At 66.7% G+C, this 14,349-nt stretch carries 16 protein-coding genes; 6 read left to right on the top strand and 10 right to left on the bottom strand.

The window, feature by feature from the left end:
- Positions 1-174 precede the first annotated feature (174 nt).
- From ACFWVD_RS10275 to ACFWVD_RS10305, 7 genes are all read right to left on the bottom strand, one after another.
- On the bottom strand, positions 175-2,898 hold the full coding sequence (locus tag ACFWVD_RS10275) for a fumarate reductase/succinate dehydrogenase flavoprotein subunit (RefSeq protein WP_379241720.1): 2,724 nt from the start codon (positions 2,896-2,898) through the stop codon (positions 175-177).
- The gene (locus tag ACFWVD_RS10280) at positions 2,895-3,638 is read right to left on the bottom strand and encodes an ABC transporter ATP-binding protein (protein WP_379241721.1); all 744 of its coding nucleotides are present in this window, start codon (positions 3,636-3,638) and stop codon (positions 2,895-2,897) included. The genes ACFWVD_RS10275 and ACFWVD_RS10280 overlap by 4 nt, the downstream gene beginning before the upstream one ends.
- The gene (locus ACFWVD_RS10285) at positions 3,635-4,465 is read right to left on the bottom strand and encodes an ABC transporter permease (RefSeq protein ID WP_379241722.1); all 831 of its coding nucleotides are present in this window, start codon (positions 4,463-4,465) and stop codon (positions 3,635-3,637) included. The genes ACFWVD_RS10280 and ACFWVD_RS10285 overlap by 4 nt, the downstream gene beginning before the upstream one ends.
- The gene (locus ACFWVD_RS10290; RefSeq protein WP_379241723.1) at positions 4,462-5,892 is read right to left on the bottom strand and encodes an ABC transporter substrate-binding protein; all 1,431 of its coding nucleotides are present in this window, start codon (positions 5,890-5,892) and stop codon (positions 4,462-4,464) included. The genes ACFWVD_RS10285 and ACFWVD_RS10290 overlap by 4 nt, the downstream gene beginning before the upstream one ends.
- A gap of 18 nt (positions 5,893-5,910) precedes the next feature.
- Entirely contained in the window at positions 5,911-6,138 is a 228-nt protein-coding gene (locus ACFWVD_RS10295; protein ID WP_379241724.1) for a ferredoxin family protein, read from the bottom strand.
- Entirely contained in the window at positions 6,138-6,905 is a 768-nt protein-coding gene (locus ACFWVD_RS10300) for a GntR family transcriptional regulator (protein WP_379241725.1), read from the bottom strand. The genes ACFWVD_RS10295 and ACFWVD_RS10300 overlap by 1 nt, the downstream gene beginning before the upstream one ends.
- Before the next feature lie 195 nt (positions 6,906-7,100).
- A complete protein-coding gene (locus ACFWVD_RS10305) occupies positions 7,101-7,796 on the bottom strand; it encodes a PaaI family thioesterase (RefSeq protein ID WP_379241726.1) in 696 nt (231 codons plus the stop codon).
- Positions 7,797-7,946: 150 nt separating this feature from the next.
- Here ACFWVD_RS10305 and ACFWVD_RS10310 point away from each other — a divergent pair, with 150 nt between their 5' ends.
- The gene (locus ACFWVD_RS10310; protein ID WP_379241727.1) at positions 7,947-8,597 is read left to right on the top strand and encodes an HAD family hydrolase; all 651 of its coding nucleotides are present in this window, start codon (positions 7,947-7,949) and stop codon (positions 8,595-8,597) included.
- A gap of 1 nt (position 8,598) precedes the next feature.
- On the opposite strand, the gene ACFWVD_RS10315 is transcribed toward ACFWVD_RS10310, so the two are convergent.
- A complete protein-coding gene (locus ACFWVD_RS10315) occupies positions 8,599-9,123 on the bottom strand; it encodes a DinB family protein (protein ID WP_379241728.1) in 525 nt (174 codons plus the stop codon).
- A gap of 44 nt (positions 9,124-9,167) precedes the next feature.
- Positions 9,168-9,794 (bottom strand): maleylpyruvate isomerase family mycothiol-dependent enzyme, encoded by a 627-nt coding sequence (locus ACFWVD_RS10320; RefSeq protein ID WP_379241729.1) that lies wholly within the window; start codon positions 9,792-9,794, stop codon positions 9,168-9,170.
- A 111-nt stretch (positions 9,795-9,905) separates the two neighbouring features.
- Here ACFWVD_RS10320 and ACFWVD_RS10325 point away from each other — a divergent pair, with 111 nt between their 5' ends.
- The 3 genes from ACFWVD_RS10325 to ACFWVD_RS10335 all read left to right on the top strand — a co-directional run bounded on the left by ACFWVD_RS10325 (position 9,906) and on the right by ACFWVD_RS10335 (position 11,410).
- Positions 9,906-10,385 (top strand): hypothetical protein, encoded by a 480-nt coding sequence (locus ACFWVD_RS10325; RefSeq protein WP_379241730.1) that lies wholly within the window; start codon positions 9,906-9,908, stop codon positions 10,383-10,385.
- Positions 10,386-10,445: 60 nt separating this feature from the next.
- Entirely contained in the window at positions 10,446-10,655 is a 210-nt protein-coding gene (locus ACFWVD_RS10330; RefSeq protein ID WP_379241731.1) for a hypothetical protein, read from the top strand.
- Positions 10,656-10,843: 188 nt separating this feature from the next.
- Positions 10,844-11,410, top strand: a complete 567-nt coding sequence (locus tag ACFWVD_RS10335; protein ID WP_379241732.1) for a hypothetical protein — start codon at positions 10,844-10,846, stop codon at positions 11,408-11,410.
- Positions 11,411-11,447: 37 nt separating this feature from the next.
- On the opposite strand, the gene ACFWVD_RS10340 is transcribed toward ACFWVD_RS10335, so the two are convergent.
- A complete protein-coding gene (locus tag ACFWVD_RS10340) occupies positions 11,448-12,449 on the bottom strand; it encodes a YeiH family protein (RefSeq protein WP_379241733.1) in 1,002 nt (333 codons plus the stop codon).
- A 250-nt stretch (positions 12,450-12,699) separates the two neighbouring features.
- On the opposite strand from ACFWVD_RS10340, the gene ACFWVD_RS10345 reads away from it, so the two are divergent.
- Together ACFWVD_RS10345 and ACFWVD_RS10350 are read left to right on the top strand one after the other, a co-directional pair.
- Positions 12,700-13,290 carry a YdcF family protein gene (locus ACFWVD_RS10345; protein WP_379241734.1) on the top strand — a complete coding sequence of 197 codons (591 nt, stop codon included), beginning with the start codon at positions 12,700-12,702 and terminating at the stop codon, positions 13,288-13,290.
- A 14-nt stretch (positions 13,291-13,304) separates the two neighbouring features.
- Positions 13,305-14,297 (top strand): LysR substrate-binding domain-containing protein, encoded by a 993-nt coding sequence (locus ACFWVD_RS10350; protein WP_379241735.1) that lies wholly within the window; start codon positions 13,305-13,307, stop codon positions 14,295-14,297.
- Positions 14,298-14,349: the final 52 nt, after the last annotated feature.

Here is a 14,349-nt window from a genome sequence, read left to right on the forward strand (position 1 = left end):
GATGCTGACCTGTGATAATCCTGAGCGCGCTGCCCGTAGAACGGCGACACCACGTCGCAGACCCGCCGCCGAACTTCGGGGTATCGGCACCTGAATCCGCCGTTGTCGGCACCCGTCGAATCGGCGATCGCGCAGCCTCCGCACCGCGGCATCGTGGCGATGATGCGGCGCTGATCATGCGGTGACCTCCGTCAGCGATGCGTCGACGCGTGTGCGACCCGCCGCAGTCACCGCGCGGCGGGCGTAGGCGCGCACGTCGGCGTCGGGATCGGCGATCGCGGTCTCCAGCGCATCCAGGGCCGGCCCGCTACTTGGCCAGGTGGACAGGGCGAGGACTGCCGCCTTGCGGACGTCGAGGTGGCGGTCGGTGAGAGCTTCGCTCAGCGGCACCACGCTCGACTCCGCGGTCGAGCCCGCCAGTCCTCGGGCGGCACCGACCCGCACCTGCCAGGCGGAGTGCCGTAGTGCCGCAGTCAGTTCAGCGAAGTCGGTGTCCGTGGTTCCCAGTGCGGCGAAGGCGGTCAGCGCCGCGGCGCGGACCAGTGGATCGGGATCGCCTGCGAGCGTGCGGATCACCGCTACGCCGCCGTCGCCGATCGATGCGAGCCCGTGTGCGACGGCGATGCGCACCTCACGGTTGACATCGCCCGCGATCGACGACACCGCGTCGGCATCGTCGAGCGAGACCAGTGCGCGCACCGCTTCGATCCTGACTCGATGATCGGTATCACCCAGTGCCACACGGTAATCCGATGCCGAACCCGCCCGTAGTGCGCGCAGCAGGTCGACGACGGTCGCGCGGACGAGGGGATCGGGGGAGCCGAGGTGCTCGCTCAGCGCACCGGCTCCCGCGAGTACCTCCACCAGTTCCCGCAGACTCTCGGTGGCCGCGCGACGCACCGAGGCCGCCTCGTCACCCAACGCCCGCACCAGTTCATCGGCGAATCCCTCGGGGGTGTTCTCGGTGAGCACCGACAGGGCCGCCACGCGAACGACCGGATCGGGATCGGTGAGATAGGTCGAAAGGTCCTCGACCACAGGGGAATCCAGGGCTAGCAGCGTGACCAGCCGTGGCGAGGACGGCGACACCGGTGCGGCGGCGGTGCGAACGGGAGCTTCCCGCTGCGGGGCCCGAGTTCCCACCAGTTCGGGCTGGGCGATCACCTCGACGATCGGTTCGGCAGAGGGCACATCATCGAGGCCCGGCACCGGCACCAGGTACGGCGCCACCGACCGCTTGACGAACTCCATCTCACCGTCGGCGGTCTTACGCAAGTTCAAATGGAAATTCCACGACTCGTCGTCACGCTCGGGGATGTCCGCACGGTCGTGATAGAGGCCCCAGCGGGACTCGGTACGCGTGAGCGAACTGCGCGAAGCCATTTCGGCGCAATCGCGAATGAACTGCACTTCGACTGCACGCATGAGTTCGTGCGGAGTCTGCGCGCCGATGCCATCGACTTCGACGCGCATACGCTCGAAAGTCTCGACGGCAATCGACAGTTTGGCGGCTGTCTTCGGCGGCGCCACATAGTCATTGACGAACCTGCGCAGTTTGTATTCGACCTGTGGCTGTGGTGGGCCTTCCGGCTGACGCAACGGCCGGTAGATCAGTTCGTGCGCTTCCGCGAGTTGATCCTCGGGCAGTTCGGCGGGTGCGTCGAGTTCGGTCAGAGTCGAAGCTGCGTGCGCGCCGGCCAGGTCGCCGTAGACGAACGCGCCGATCATGTAGTTGTGCGGCACGCACGCCAGGTCACCCGCCGCGTACAGGCCGGGCACGGTGGTGCGCGCGTTCTCGTCCACCCACACCCCTGACGCGGAATGCCCACCGCACAAACCGATTTCGGAGATGTGCATCTCGATATCGTGCGTGCGGTAATCGTGGCCCCGGTTGGCGTGGAAGGTCCCGCGAGTCGGGCGTTCGGTGGTGTGCAGGATCGACTCGAGGGTCGACAGCGTTTCGTCCGGCAGGTGGGAAACCTTGAGATAGATCGGCCCGCGCGCGGATTCGATCTCCTGCTTCACCTCGGCCATCATCTGCCCCGACCAGTAATCGGAGTCGACGAAACGTTCACCCTCGGCATTGACCTGGTAACCACCGAACGGGTTGGCGACATAGGCGCACGCGGGGCCGTTGTAATCCTTGATGAGCGGGTTGATCTGGAAGCATTCGATCCCGGAGAGTTCCGCGCCGGCGTGATAAGCCATCGAATAGCCGTCGCCCGCGTTGGTCGGATTCTCGTAGGTGCCATACAGGTAGCCCGAGGCGGGCAGCCCGAGTCGACCACACGGGCCGGTCGCCAGAATCACCGCTTTCGCGGCCACCTCGACGAATTCGCCTGTGCGCGTATTCAATGCGGCCGCACCCACGGCTCGCCCTTCGTGCGTGAGAACTCGCACCGGCATCAACCGGTTCTCGATGCGGATCCTCTCCCGCATCTTCCGTTGCCGCAGAACGCGATACAGCGCCTTCTTCACATCCTTGCCCTCGGGCATCGGCAGCACATACGACCCCGACCGGTGCACTCGGCGCACCGCGTACTCGCCGTATTCGTCCTTCTCGAACTTCACCCCGTACCGCTCGAGGCGCTGCACCATCGCGAAACCCCGTGTGGCCGTTTGATACACGGTGCGCTGGTCGACGATGCCGTCGTTGGCGCGGGTGATCTCGGCGACGTAGTCCTCGGGTTCGGCCTTGCCGGGGATCACCGCGTTGTTCACACCGTCCATGCCCATCGCGAGTGCCCCGGAGTGGCGCACGTGCGCCTTTTCCAGGAGCAGCACGTTCGCGCCGGACTCGGCGGCGGTGAGCGCGGCCATGGTGCCCGCGGTGCCGCCGCCGATGACCAGCACATCGCAGTCCAGGCGAATGCGGTCGGACAGGTCGGGAATGTTCACAGTGACTCCAGGATTCGGGCCCGCAGCGCCTGCCGGTCCACCGGTTCGCGCGGGTCGGGAACGTCGACGACCGTGCGCAGCGAGCCGGCGCCGAGCACGGCGATCCGGTCGCCGAGCAGCAGGGCCTCGTCGAGGTCGTGGGTGACGAAAACGATGGTGGTGGGGTGTGCGCGCCAGGTGTGCACGAGCAGGCGTTGCATCTCCGCGCGGGTCTGACTGTCGAGCGCGCCGAACGGCTCGTCCATGAGGACCGCGCGCGGCGAACCCGCCAGGCTGCGCGCGAGCTGAACCCGTTGGCGCATACCACCGGACAGGTCACGCGGCAGATAGTCGGCGTAGCCGCTGAGCCCGACCTCGTCGAGCCAACGTTGCGCACGCGCCGACCGCTCGCTACGGGACACTCCCCGAAGACGCAGCGCCAGATCGATATTGGCGCGCGCCGTTCGCCACGGCAGCAGCGCGTCGTCCTGGAACACCAGCGCGCGATCGGCCGAGGGGCCGGTGACCTGGACCTCGTCGGCGCGAATTTGCCCCGCGCTCGGCTTGCGCAGACCGGCGATCGCGCGCAACAGGGTCGACTTGCCGCAGCCGGATTTGCCGACCAGCACCAGGATCTCACCGGCGGCGATCGTCAGATCCAGGGCGTGCACAACGGTTTTGGGCCCGTAGTCGATGCGCACGGACTCCAGGTCCAATCGCATGCCGACCGAGACGGCGGGCGCGGCGGTGGTCGTGGTCATGACGCAACCTCTCGCGGCAGCCAGCGGGTCACCCGGCGGCCTGCCAGTTCGACGATTCCGGAGGTGAGGAAGCCGAGCACCCCGATGGTGATCATGCCGACGAACACGGCCGGGTAGTCGACGATGGTGTAGGACTGCCAGGTGCGGTAGCCGATGCCAAGGCGCCCGGAGATCATCTCCGCGGAGATCAGGCAGATCCACGCCACGCCCATGCCCACCGACAGGCCGCTGAACACACCGGGCAGGATGCCGGGCACGACCACGCGGGTCAGCACCTCCCGCCGCGACGCGCCCAGCGTGCGGATCGCGTCCTCCCAGATGGTCGGCAGCGCCCGCGTCGCGTGCCTCGTACTCACCAGCACGGGAAACAGTGACGCGGTGAAAGTGATGAACACGATGCCGGATTCGTCGCTGGGGAACAGCAGGATCGCCACCGGCACCAGCGCGATCGCGGGGATCGGGCGGATGAGTTCGGCCAGTGGACCGAATACGTCGGCCAGCAGGCGTGAACGGCCCAAGCCGATGCCGGCGAGCACGCCGATGACCGCGGCCAGTCCGAATCCGGTGATGATGCGGATCAGCGATTGCGCGATATCGAGGTAGTACTGGCCGGTGCCCAGGTGTTCACCGAACTCGGCGACGATCTCGGTCACCGTCGGCAGGGTGTCGAACCGCAGTCCGGCGCGCACATCGCCCGCGGTGAGCAACTGCCACAGGCCGATCGCGCCCGCGACCGAGGCGACACGAATGACCCTCGACACCCACACAGATCTGTTGTCCACGGGAAGGGTCGTGATCGGGGCGGCCTGCTCGGAAATCGTGCTCATCCGCGGACTTCCGTCACAGCCTGCTCATAGGCGACCGGCGTGGCGGTGGGATGGGTGGCGCGGTAACGGTCGGCCGCCGCCTGCGTGGTGAACGGCAGGTACCGGGCATCCTCGCGCAACCAGATCGCCTTGTCGGCGAACCAGCGGGTGCCGAGCTCTGCATCCGGAATGTACACCGCGCGAACAGTTTTGCCCTGCGCCTTCGCCGCCTGCACGGCCCGCAACAAGCAGCCGGGATCGGCGGCGGGTTGCGGCTTGTCGGCGCCGTCGACCCAGATCTCCCCGGCCAGCGCCGGATCGCTCACGGGTACAGCGCAAATTGGATCGGTGCCGGTCACCTTGCTCGGGTTGACCCTCGACGCCAGTGCGGTGTCGTAGTCGTTGCGGCCGGTCTCGGCGAAGGCCTTGCGCAGCGGTCCGTCCTGGACGAACGCGTCGATGTCGAGATCGGCGAAATCTCCGATCGACTTCAAGTAGTTCACATCATCTTTGAACGCCGCGATCAGGTTCGCCTTGAGCGTGGTGTCGAAACTGGTACCGCCGGGACCGTTGTAGAGGTACACGACCTCCTGCGGCAGACCCGACCCCTTCGCGACGAGATCGGCTGCCTCGAAAGGCTTCTCGTTGAGGAACGCGGTCGCATCCAACTGGGCGGCCAGGAACGCCTGCAGTACCTCGGGGTGATCAGCCGCGTACCCGCGCCGCGCCACCACACCGTGGAAAGTCGGCACGTTCAGCTCCGCACCGTCGTAGAGCAGCGTGGCCTTGTTCTGGTGCACCAGCAGCCCCGGCCACGCCACGAACTGCGACAGTGCGCTCACCTGATGCGATTCCAGCGCGGTCGCCCCGACCTGCGGCTGCTGGTTGAGCACCTCCACACCCTTGGCCGGGTCGATCCCGGCCCGCGACAGGGCCTGCACCAGCGTGCCGTGCCCGGCCGAACCCACACTCGCCGAGATCTTCTGCCCGGCCAGATCCGTCAGCGAACGCGCCGGTGAATCCTTGGGCACCACAACCATATTCAGCGCACCCTTGGGGTTGTACCCGGTGATCGACACCAGTTCGGTGCGGGCGCGCTCATTGGCCTGCGTGCGAGATCCGTTGATCAGCAACGGATAGTCGCCCATCGAACCGATATCGATCTTCTCGGCCACCATCTGCGCGGTGATCGGCGCGCCGGTGTCGTAGTCCTGCCACTCCACCTGGTACTTCGCACCACCACCGTCGGTGATCTTCTGCAGCCGCTGCTCCAGGTAACCCTGTGCTTTCAGCAGCGTGCCCGCGGTGACGGTGTTGATGGTCTTGGACTGGTAGCCGATGACGACCTTGACGGTGCCCGCCGGTGCGGCATCGGAACTTTCGAGCGAGCAGCCGGCCACGGTGAGCGCGAAAGCCAGTGCGACAGGGGCGAATGCGGTGATCTTCATGCGTGAGGTTCCCGGGTTTCAGCGGAGCAGATAGGGCATGTTGACGGACACAGCACCGGTGGGACAGCGCGCCGCGCACGGGCCGCAGTACCAGCACTCGTCCACGTGCATGTAGGCCTTGCCCGAATCCTGGTGAATGGCAAGGGAATCCAGTGGGCACATGTCCACGCAGAGGGTGCAGCCGGTGATGCACAGCGATTCGTCGATCGTCACCGGGACGTCGGCGCGCTGGGGGACCAGTGCCATTACAGGACCTTCCATTCGGGGGTGCTGCGGGTGAGGTGACCGCGCATGGTGATGCGGTCACCGCGCATACGGATGTATTCGAGGTCGACGGGACGGCCGTCGTCGAGGTGTGTGAGACGTTCCAGCATCAACAGCGGTGCGCCCGCCGGAGTGTCGAGCGTGGTGGCCGTATGTGGGTCTGCCGCAACGGCTTCCAGCGCGAGATCGGCCGCGCCCAACGACTGTCCGGTGATCTGCTCGAGCAGGACGAACACATCGGTGGACTCGAGATCGTGGGCCAGCAGTTCGGTGCCAACGTCGGGGGCGAGATAGGTCAGGTCCAGGCTCAGCGGCAGATCGGCGAGGAAACGCAGCCGTTCGATATAGACGACCTTGTCGCCCGGCGCCAGCTCGAGCCGGCGCGCGACCGCCGGGGGAGCGGTGATCGTGGTCGCGGCCCGGACCTCGTTGCGGACGGTGCCGTGGCCCTTCAGCGTTTCCTGCAAGCCGAGCAGCGCGTCGAGACCGTGGTCGAATTTGCGGGCGGCCACGCGGGTGCCGACCTTGGGCGCACGATCGATGAGGCCCTCGTCGCGTAACAACGCCAGTGCCTCGCGCACGGTGTTGCGGGAGGTGTCGTGCTCGGCGGCCAGTTCCTGCTCGCCGGGCAACGCGCCGACCACCGCGCCCGCCAGGATCTGGTGGCGCAGGATATCGGCGACCCGGCGGGCCCGATCGGCACGCTGGCCGCGGATCGGAGTGGGTTCGGTTCTCTCGCTGACCTGCATGAACAGCGACGATAGCGGCGATTTCGCGACCACCGCTGCGCCGCGATCCGGCCGCGAATTCAGGGGATGTTTCTACGCCGGGTGACGATTCGCGCGACCTGCGACAATTCGGGAACAGGCCGCTATTGCGCCACCTGGACGCACGCGGGCGACATTGCGATCACGCCGATCGCAATGTCGCCGCGCGACGTTCGATCAGGGCTGGCCGGGATTGAGCACGATGAACAACCCGTGCGCCTCGGCACACAGCCGCTCACCGTCGTGCAGTGTCGCGCGCAGATACACCTTGCGCCCCTCACGGTTCTCGACCCACGAACGCAGGGTCAGCGCGGTGTTGAGCGGGGTGATCGACCGGTAGTCCACCGTCAGCGAGGCCGTGCGGGTGATCTCCTTGGTGTTGACCGCGGCGGCCATGCCGCACAGGTCGTCGAAGGCCAGCGCGATGTGGCCGCCGTGCGCGGCACTGTTGCCACCCAGGTGGAAGGTGCGGAAGGTCAGGTCCGCGGTCACGCCGTCGCGGCTGACTGTGCGCACCGTGTACGGCGGCAGGGTGATGTTGCCGCGCGCGGGCAGGTCGGTGCGGGTCCAGCTGGGCGAGGACCACTCGTCGACCACGGCCGCGTCCAGGCGGGCGTTGAGCTGCTCGAGCGTGGCGATCGTTTCCTTGGCCAGCTCGTCGGAGGGGTTGATCAGCCGCACCCGGTCCATCAGCTCGCGGACCTGTTCGACCAGCTCACCGTACTGCGGACCGCCGGGCAACTGACCCTGGTCCGCGTCTTTGCTCGCCTGGATCAGCTCGGCGATCGGTCGGAAGCCGCCCTCGTGATGCTCAGCGTCTGGCAGCTGGTGCTCTGCGTTCGGCAGCGCGTTTCCGGCCTGTGCATTATCCATATGCAACACGTTATAGGGCCCGAGCTGGATGTTCTCGCTGGGGATCGCTGCCGCGTGGATGGGTGCGGTGAGGTTGCTGGGTCTATTAGGCTCAACGGTGATCACCGAGCAGGTCGAGACGTTGGCGAAAGACGGCGAAAGGCTGGGCGCATGGGTATCGCGGCGGTTGTGTTCGACATGGACGGCGTGCTGATCGACTCCGAACCGATCTGGGAACAGGTCCGGCACGATTACGTCAACCTCAAAGATGGCCGGTGGCAACCGGATGCGCAGACCAAGATGATGGGGATGAACACCGTCGAGTGGTCGACCTATATGGCCGACGATCTCGGTGTGGCGGAACAGCCGGGGGTGGTCGCCGACAACATCATCAATCTGATGGCCTACAAGTACTCCCAGCACATTCCGCTGCTGCCCGGTGCGGTCGATACCGTGCGGCGGTGCGCGGGGTCGTTCAAGCTCGGTCTCGCCAGTTCCTCGCCTGCCACCCTGATCGACCTGGTGCTGGCGAAGTCAGGGCTGCTCGATCTGTTCTCGGCGGTGATGTCCACCGAGGAGGTCGGCCACGGCAAGCCCTCGCCCGACGTCTACCTCGCCGTCGCGCAACGGCTCGAACTGGACCCCAAAAGCTGTACCGCCGTGGAGGATTCGACCAACGGGCTGATCTCGGCGCACAGTGCGGGCATGCGCCTGATCGCCGCGCCGCGCCCGCAGTTCCCGCCGCTGCCCGACGCCCTGGCGCTGGCCGACGCGGTCATCGACAACCTCGACCAGCTCACACCCGAGGTCATCACCGGTTGAGTCAGAAACTGCCGGTGACGCCGTCGATCCGCTCGCGCAACAGGTCCGCGTGACCGTTGTGGCGGGCGTACTCCTCGATCATGTGCAGGTAGGCCCAGCGCAAGGAGTAGTCGTCGGTGCGCCACGGCACGTGGAAGACGTGGTCGAGCGGCAGGTCGGCGATGGCGGCGTCGCAGGCGGCCACTTCGGCGTGGAAGGCAGTGAAAACGTCCTCGGCGGATCGTGAGGTGAGGTCGTCGAAGTCGTCGTCGGGCTTGGCCTGGGAGTAGTAGATCGGCCCGATCTGCTCGCCCGCTGCCCGCGCCCGGAACCAGCTCCGCTCGACGTCGGTCATGTGACGAACGAGCCCGAGCAACGACAGCGTCGACGGCTCCACCGAGCGCGTTGCCAATTGCTCGCCGTCGAGACCGCCACACTTGCCGAGCAACGTCTGACGATGAAAGTCCAACCAGGACTGCAGCATCGCTCGTTCGTCCGCCCCCACCAGGGTCTTGGTGGGCTCGAGTTCGGGTGCTTTCCACGTCATCGAGACGACGCTACCCCCGGGTCGCGTTGTCCCGCAGCTCGATTTCAGCCGCTGGTGAACCGCGCTGCCGATTCGCCCTCGAGATAGCCCGGCGGGAGTTTGCGTCCGCACAGCACGAGCAGGAGATCCTGTGCGCGCCCGGACACCATCTCGCCTTCGCCGTAGCGGAAGTCGAGATCGGTTGCCTGCAAGGCGATTCCGTCCAGATCGACCGAGAAATATTTGACCGAGCGCGGATTCAGCGGGTCCAGCACCATGCGCATCCGGTCGAGCGGCAACGGGTCGGTGTGGCCGAGCGCCACGGTGATATCGAGGCCGTGGATCACATCGTGGCTCAACGCACCCGCGAATCCGGCGCCGGGTGGTTTCCACGGATGCTCGGTGTTGTCACCGATGGCGGCCACCAATTCGGTGGTGCTCAACCGCGCGGCGTCGTCGCGGGCGACCCGATCGGCGAGGCGATCGAAATTCCCGCGCGCGGCGATCATGCCGAGGACGAACCGCGGGAGCGAGGTCCGGTACGGCATGCTCAAATGCGCGGCGACTTCCCGGACGCGCCAGCCCTCGCACAAAGTGGGCTCATCCCAGGACGCCGCGTCCAAGCCCGCCAAGAACTCGGCCGTTTCGGCGCGTTGTTGCGCCGTCGCGGCCCTGACTTCGCTGTCGCTCACAGTGGAGCCTCTCTGTCGGCAGAATTCCTGTCGTCGATATAGACGCTGTACGCGTCACCGATTCATCGGTGCGGCTGTTCGGCGGGCGCGCCGATCCGGCACACTGACCCGATGGGTGATGAGCGCGACGACCAGCCCGAAGTCGTAGTCCACGTCGGTGACGGCTCCGACGTGCCGCACGCTGTCGACCCCACGCGGCCTGGGACCGCGGCCACCGCACCGGCCCCCGAGCACCCGTTCCTCCTGCTCACGCGCACCCCCGGTGAGAGCATCCAAGCGCGCTACCTCCCCGACGGCACCTACGAACTCGAACACGCCACCGCCACCGAGCACCGCCAGTTGTTCACCACCGAGGCACTCCTGGTCCGCGACATCTTCTGGTCCTGGATCCAACGCGACACCTGGTGGTCCGACACCGTCGCCTGGACCACCATCGACCCCGCCATAGCCGAACTCCACGCCCTCCACACCGAACTCTCCGACATGCTCGCCGACATCTTTTTGATGGACTCCGTCACCGACGAACTCGACCAAGCCCTATCCCGCGCCGACGAACTCCTAGCCGACTTCGACCTGGACTTCGGTGGATAGGGAGACTGTGCAGCCGGACAGCGGCCGTCGCAATCCGGTGACGTGGATTACAGTGTCGCCGTGGGGTTTACCGAGTACGGCCCAGGCGACGTCGTGATTTTTCCGTCGGGACCATTCAGTGGCATTTGCGGGGTTGTCCGTGAGGTCGACACTCGCCGTGCACAGTTGCGCATCGAGTTCGGGGAGGGGACCGTTCATCGCGAAGGGAATGTGCTGCGCGAGCGACGGCACAAGCTGACCGTTGGTTTCGACGAGGTCGAGTTGGTTTAGTCGGCTGCGGGGCGGTGGCCGCACAGGCGGTGCCGCGCGATTCGGGGTGCGGGTGGTTCGAATGCCGGGCTAGTGACTGCGTGGGATCTTCTCGCGGCTGGAAATGTCAGGGCTGCAAGCTGATTCGGTGGTACGTACAGTGAGGGATGGAGGCCGCTGGCTTCGGCGGCGGTGTACGGGGGTGCGAAATGGGGACGACGGATGTCGACCGTGTCGAGGTGGATACCGGGTTCTGGGGGACGTTGGTGATCGAGCGGTTCGACGCGGGTGTGCGAACATTTCTGCGGTCCGACACGGAGTTCTCGGCAGTCATCGAGCGGCGCGGGCCACGAACGGACAAGCGATGCCACCTCGGTAGCCGGGATGGTGCGGCGGTGTCCGCGGTCGTGAACGGTCGTGCTTTCGCCCTCGACATCGGGCGGGGAAAGTTGCTGAAACGCAGCTATCGGATCACCGCCGAGATCGACGGGCGCTATCTCAGCATGCGCCCCAAAGACATCGAGACGGCGACCTTTGTCAACGGCAAGCCGCATGAAATCGAGAAGGAATTCGGTGAGCTGACCGCGAAGGCGGACGGCGCGGTCGACGTCGTCTGGGCGCTGCCCAAGAAGGTTCTCAACCAGGTGGTCGAACCACCGCAGCCGACCGTGGAAGACGTCCTGGTCGGGTACGCGATCGCTGCCGCGTTCGGCACCGGTTCGCTGTCGTTGACCACGATCGTGATGGGTTTTGTCGCCGCTGCGATGCCCGGCTGATCGGCGCTGGGGCTTACCGCAGCGACGAAGCGATCCGTCATAACCACCCGGTGAGGGACATCAGTGCGAGGCTGGTGAGTCCCAGGATCAGGCCGAGTGTGCCGCCCAGGATTAGGGGGCGCAGGCCTGCGGTGCGGAGGCGGGCGAGGCTGAGGGAGGTGCCGATGGCGGCGAGGACGGTGGCGATCAGCCAGCTGCTGGTGGTGGTGAGGGATTCGGTGAGCCAGGTGGGCAGGATGTTCAGGCTCGCGATGAGCGAGGCGGCGAGGAACAGGATGACGAAGAGGGGGACCGCCTGGCGCAGCGATGCCGTGGGTGTGTCGGCCCGCTCGGCGAGGTGACGGCGGCCGGCGTGCAGGCCGATGCAGAGGGGGATGATGGCGAGGCTGCGGACCATCTTCACGATTACCGCGAAATGTGCCGCGCCGGCTCCGAAGATGACGCCCGCGGCCAGGACCGACGATGTGTCGTTGATCGCGGTGCCCGCCCACAGTCCGAAAGCCTCCTGCGACAGGCCCAGCGCGCGGCCCAGCGGCGGATAGACCAGTACCGCAGTCACATTGAAGATGAAGATGGTGCCCAGCGCGTAGGCCACGCGTTGCTTGTCGGGGCGCAGTACCGCGGTGGCGGCGGCGATCGCGGAGGCCCCGCAGATGGTCGTGCCCACGGCGATCAGCGTCGCCGATTCCTTGTCCACCGCCAGCATCCGTCCGACGAAGAACGCCGCGACACCGCCGACGACCAGCGTCCCGATCAGCACCACAGCCGTCTCGCGTCCCACGGCCACGACCGACCCCAGCGGCAGGCCGAGGCCGAGCAGCACGATGGCGAGGCCGAGTAGCCGTTGCCGTGCGACATCGAGGCCGGGTTCGAAAACCGTGCTCGGACTGCGCCGCAACACCATGCCGGCCGCCGCTCCCGCACCCAGTGCCAGCACCGGAGCGCCGACCATCGGCAACGCCTTGCCTGCCGGTGTTGCGGCGGCGGCGATGAGCAGGGCGAGGGTCAGGCCGGGGGCGAGAGTTCGAGCGCGGTTCACCTCTCCACCTTCGCCGGGCGGCGGATGTCCAGGTAGAGGCCGATTCACCGGGTACCCATAAGTGTGGCTTATGTGCAGGCCGCCACGGCGGAGGGGAACCGGCGTAATCGTACAATCGGCGGCTCGAAAGTCAGTTTTCTGACTTTTTGGCGACGTTTTGGGTGATTACGCCGGTCTGATGCTGGAAATCCGGCGGATCATGATCAGGAACGGGTGGGAAAGCCGGGTGGGTCCGTGGTTTGCTGGACAGGTGCGGAAACGGACTCGTCTCGCCATCGCCGCCGGTCTCGGTGTCCTGCTGTGGGGTGAGTGGGCGAATTGGCGGGCCTCGCGTCGCAGTCTCGGGACCGGGAACACTGGCTCCGAGGCTGTCGTGGTGCTGGGTTACCGCGATGCGGGGCCGCGGGCCAATGCCATGAACAGGTGGCGGGTGCGTGCTGGGTTGCGATCCATGGATCCGATGGCGTCGCAGACTCGGCTGGTGGTGTGCGGTGGGGCGTGCGCCGGAACGCGGTCCGAGGCGTCGTTGATGGCTGCCTATGCCACGCAAGAGTGTGGGTACGACGGTGAACTCGTGCTGGAGGAGTCGAGCCGATCCACTTGGGAGAACATCGCTTTCGCGATCCCGTTCCTGAAAGACGTCGACCGGATCAAGATTGTCTCGCTGCCCACGCACGCCGAGATCGCCCGGCAATTCCTCGCCGACCAGAGCCCGGAACTGGCGTCCCGCCTGGTGCGCGGCCGCGACTACCGCTTCGGTGAATGGATGCCGCTGAAGCCGGTCTTCGCCGTCTACAGCATCGCCAAGAAGCTCCACCACGATCGCATTCACGATGCTTGACCCATAATCAGCGCATGACCCTGCCACCCGGAACGCCCGACTTGGAGGTCCTCGACCTGCTCGTGTCGGTGGCCGAACTGGGCAGCCTGGGCGCCGCTGCCCGCAGGCACGGGGTCAGTCAGCCCGCCGCGAGTATGCGGATCAGCGCCCTGGAACGCCGGATGCACGTGAAGCTGCTCGATCGTGGCCCGACCGGCTCCGAACTCACCGATGCGGGCCGCGCGGTGGTCGCGCACGCGCGCACGGTCCTGTCGGCGGTCAAAGATCTCGTGGACGATGTCGCCAGACTCCGCACCGCGCAGGCCCCACGCCTACGCATCGCTGCCTCGAAAACCATTGCCGACCACCGGATTCCGCACTGGCTCGCCGCCCTGCGCACCGACCATCCCGAAGTGGTGATCTCGCTGGAAGTCGAGAACTCCACGCAGGTGGCCGGGCTGGTCAGAGACGGGACCGCCGACTTGGGCTTCGTAGAAGGCCCACATCCACCGGCCGGCCTCGGCAGCCGAGTACTCGGCGCCGACGACCTGGTCGTGGTCGTGGCACCGAATCATCCCTGGGCACAACGGAAAACGCCGATCACACTCCGAGAACTGGCCGACACGGCCCTGCTGTGGCGCGAACCCGGCTCGGGCACCCGCGACACCGTCTGGGACCTACTGGCCACTGCGGCCCCACCCGCGGACCCCGCCGCCGAACTGGGCTCGACCGGCGCGATCGTGGCCGCCGCGAGAACAGGAATGGCCCCCGCCGTCCTGAGCCGTCTGATCGCGGCACCAGACCTGGCAACCGGCACCCTGGTCCAGGTCCCCTGCGCCGACGCCGCCCGCCTGACCCGCAAATTCCGCGCGATCTGGCGCCGCAACACCCCACCGTCGGGACCGGGCGAACTACTCGTCGAACGGGCCGCGCGCCTGGAAAACGCCAGAGGCGCAGTGGTGGGACTACCGGGACCGTCGGTATCACCGCAGGTAGAGGGCTTGCCGGAAAGCCCGGAACTGGCGTAACCATCCGGTAATTGCCCGAAACGTCCCTTGTAACGCGACGTTCGCAGCATTT

This window comes from Nocardia sp. NPDC058666, assembly GCF_042714895.1.
Taxonomy (GTDB): domain Bacteria; phylum Actinomycetota; class Actinomycetes; order Mycobacteriales; family Mycobacteriaceae; genus Nocardia.

Coding starts and splice junctions, on each gene's coding strand:
- ACFWVD_RS10280 (WP_379241721.1), bottom strand. CDS start 3,638: ATGACCACGACCACCGCCGCGCCCGCCGTCTCGGTCGGCATGCGATTG.
- ACFWVD_RS10285 (WP_379241722.1), bottom strand. CDS start 4,465: ATGAGCACGATTTCCGAGCAGGCCGCCCCGATCACGACCCTTCCCGTG.
- ACFWVD_RS10290 (WP_379241723.1), bottom strand. CDS start 5,892: ATGAAGATCACCGCATTCGCCCCTGTCGCACTGGCTTTCGCGCTCACC.
- ACFWVD_RS10295 (WP_379241724.1), bottom strand. CDS start 6,138: ATGGCACTGGTCCCCCAGCGCGCCGACGTCCCGGTGACGATCGACGAA.
- ACFWVD_RS10300 (WP_379241725.1), bottom strand. CDS start 6,905: ATGCAGGTCAGCGAGAGAACCGAACCCACTCCGATCCGCGGCCAGCGT.
- ACFWVD_RS10305 (WP_379241726.1), bottom strand. CDS start 7,796: ATGGATAATGCACAGGCCGGAAACGCGCTGCCGAACGCAGAGCACCAG.
- ACFWVD_RS10310 (WP_379241727.1), top strand. CDS start 7,947: ATGGGTATCGCGGCGGTTGTGTTCGACATGGACGGCGTGCTGATCGAC.
- ACFWVD_RS10315 (WP_379241728.1), bottom strand. CDS start 9,123: ATGACGTGGAAAGCACCCGAACTCGAGCCCACCAAGACCCTGGTGGGG.
- ACFWVD_RS10325 (WP_379241730.1), top strand. CDS start 9,906: ATGGGTGATGAGCGCGACGACCAGCCCGAAGTCGTAGTCCACGTCGGT.
- ACFWVD_RS10335 (WP_379241732.1), top strand. CDS start 10,844: ATGGGGACGACGGATGTCGACCGTGTCGAGGTGGATACCGGGTTCTGG.
- ACFWVD_RS10350 (WP_379241735.1), top strand. CDS start 13,305: ATGACCCTGCCACCCGGAACGCCCGACTTGGAGGTCCTCGACCTGCTC.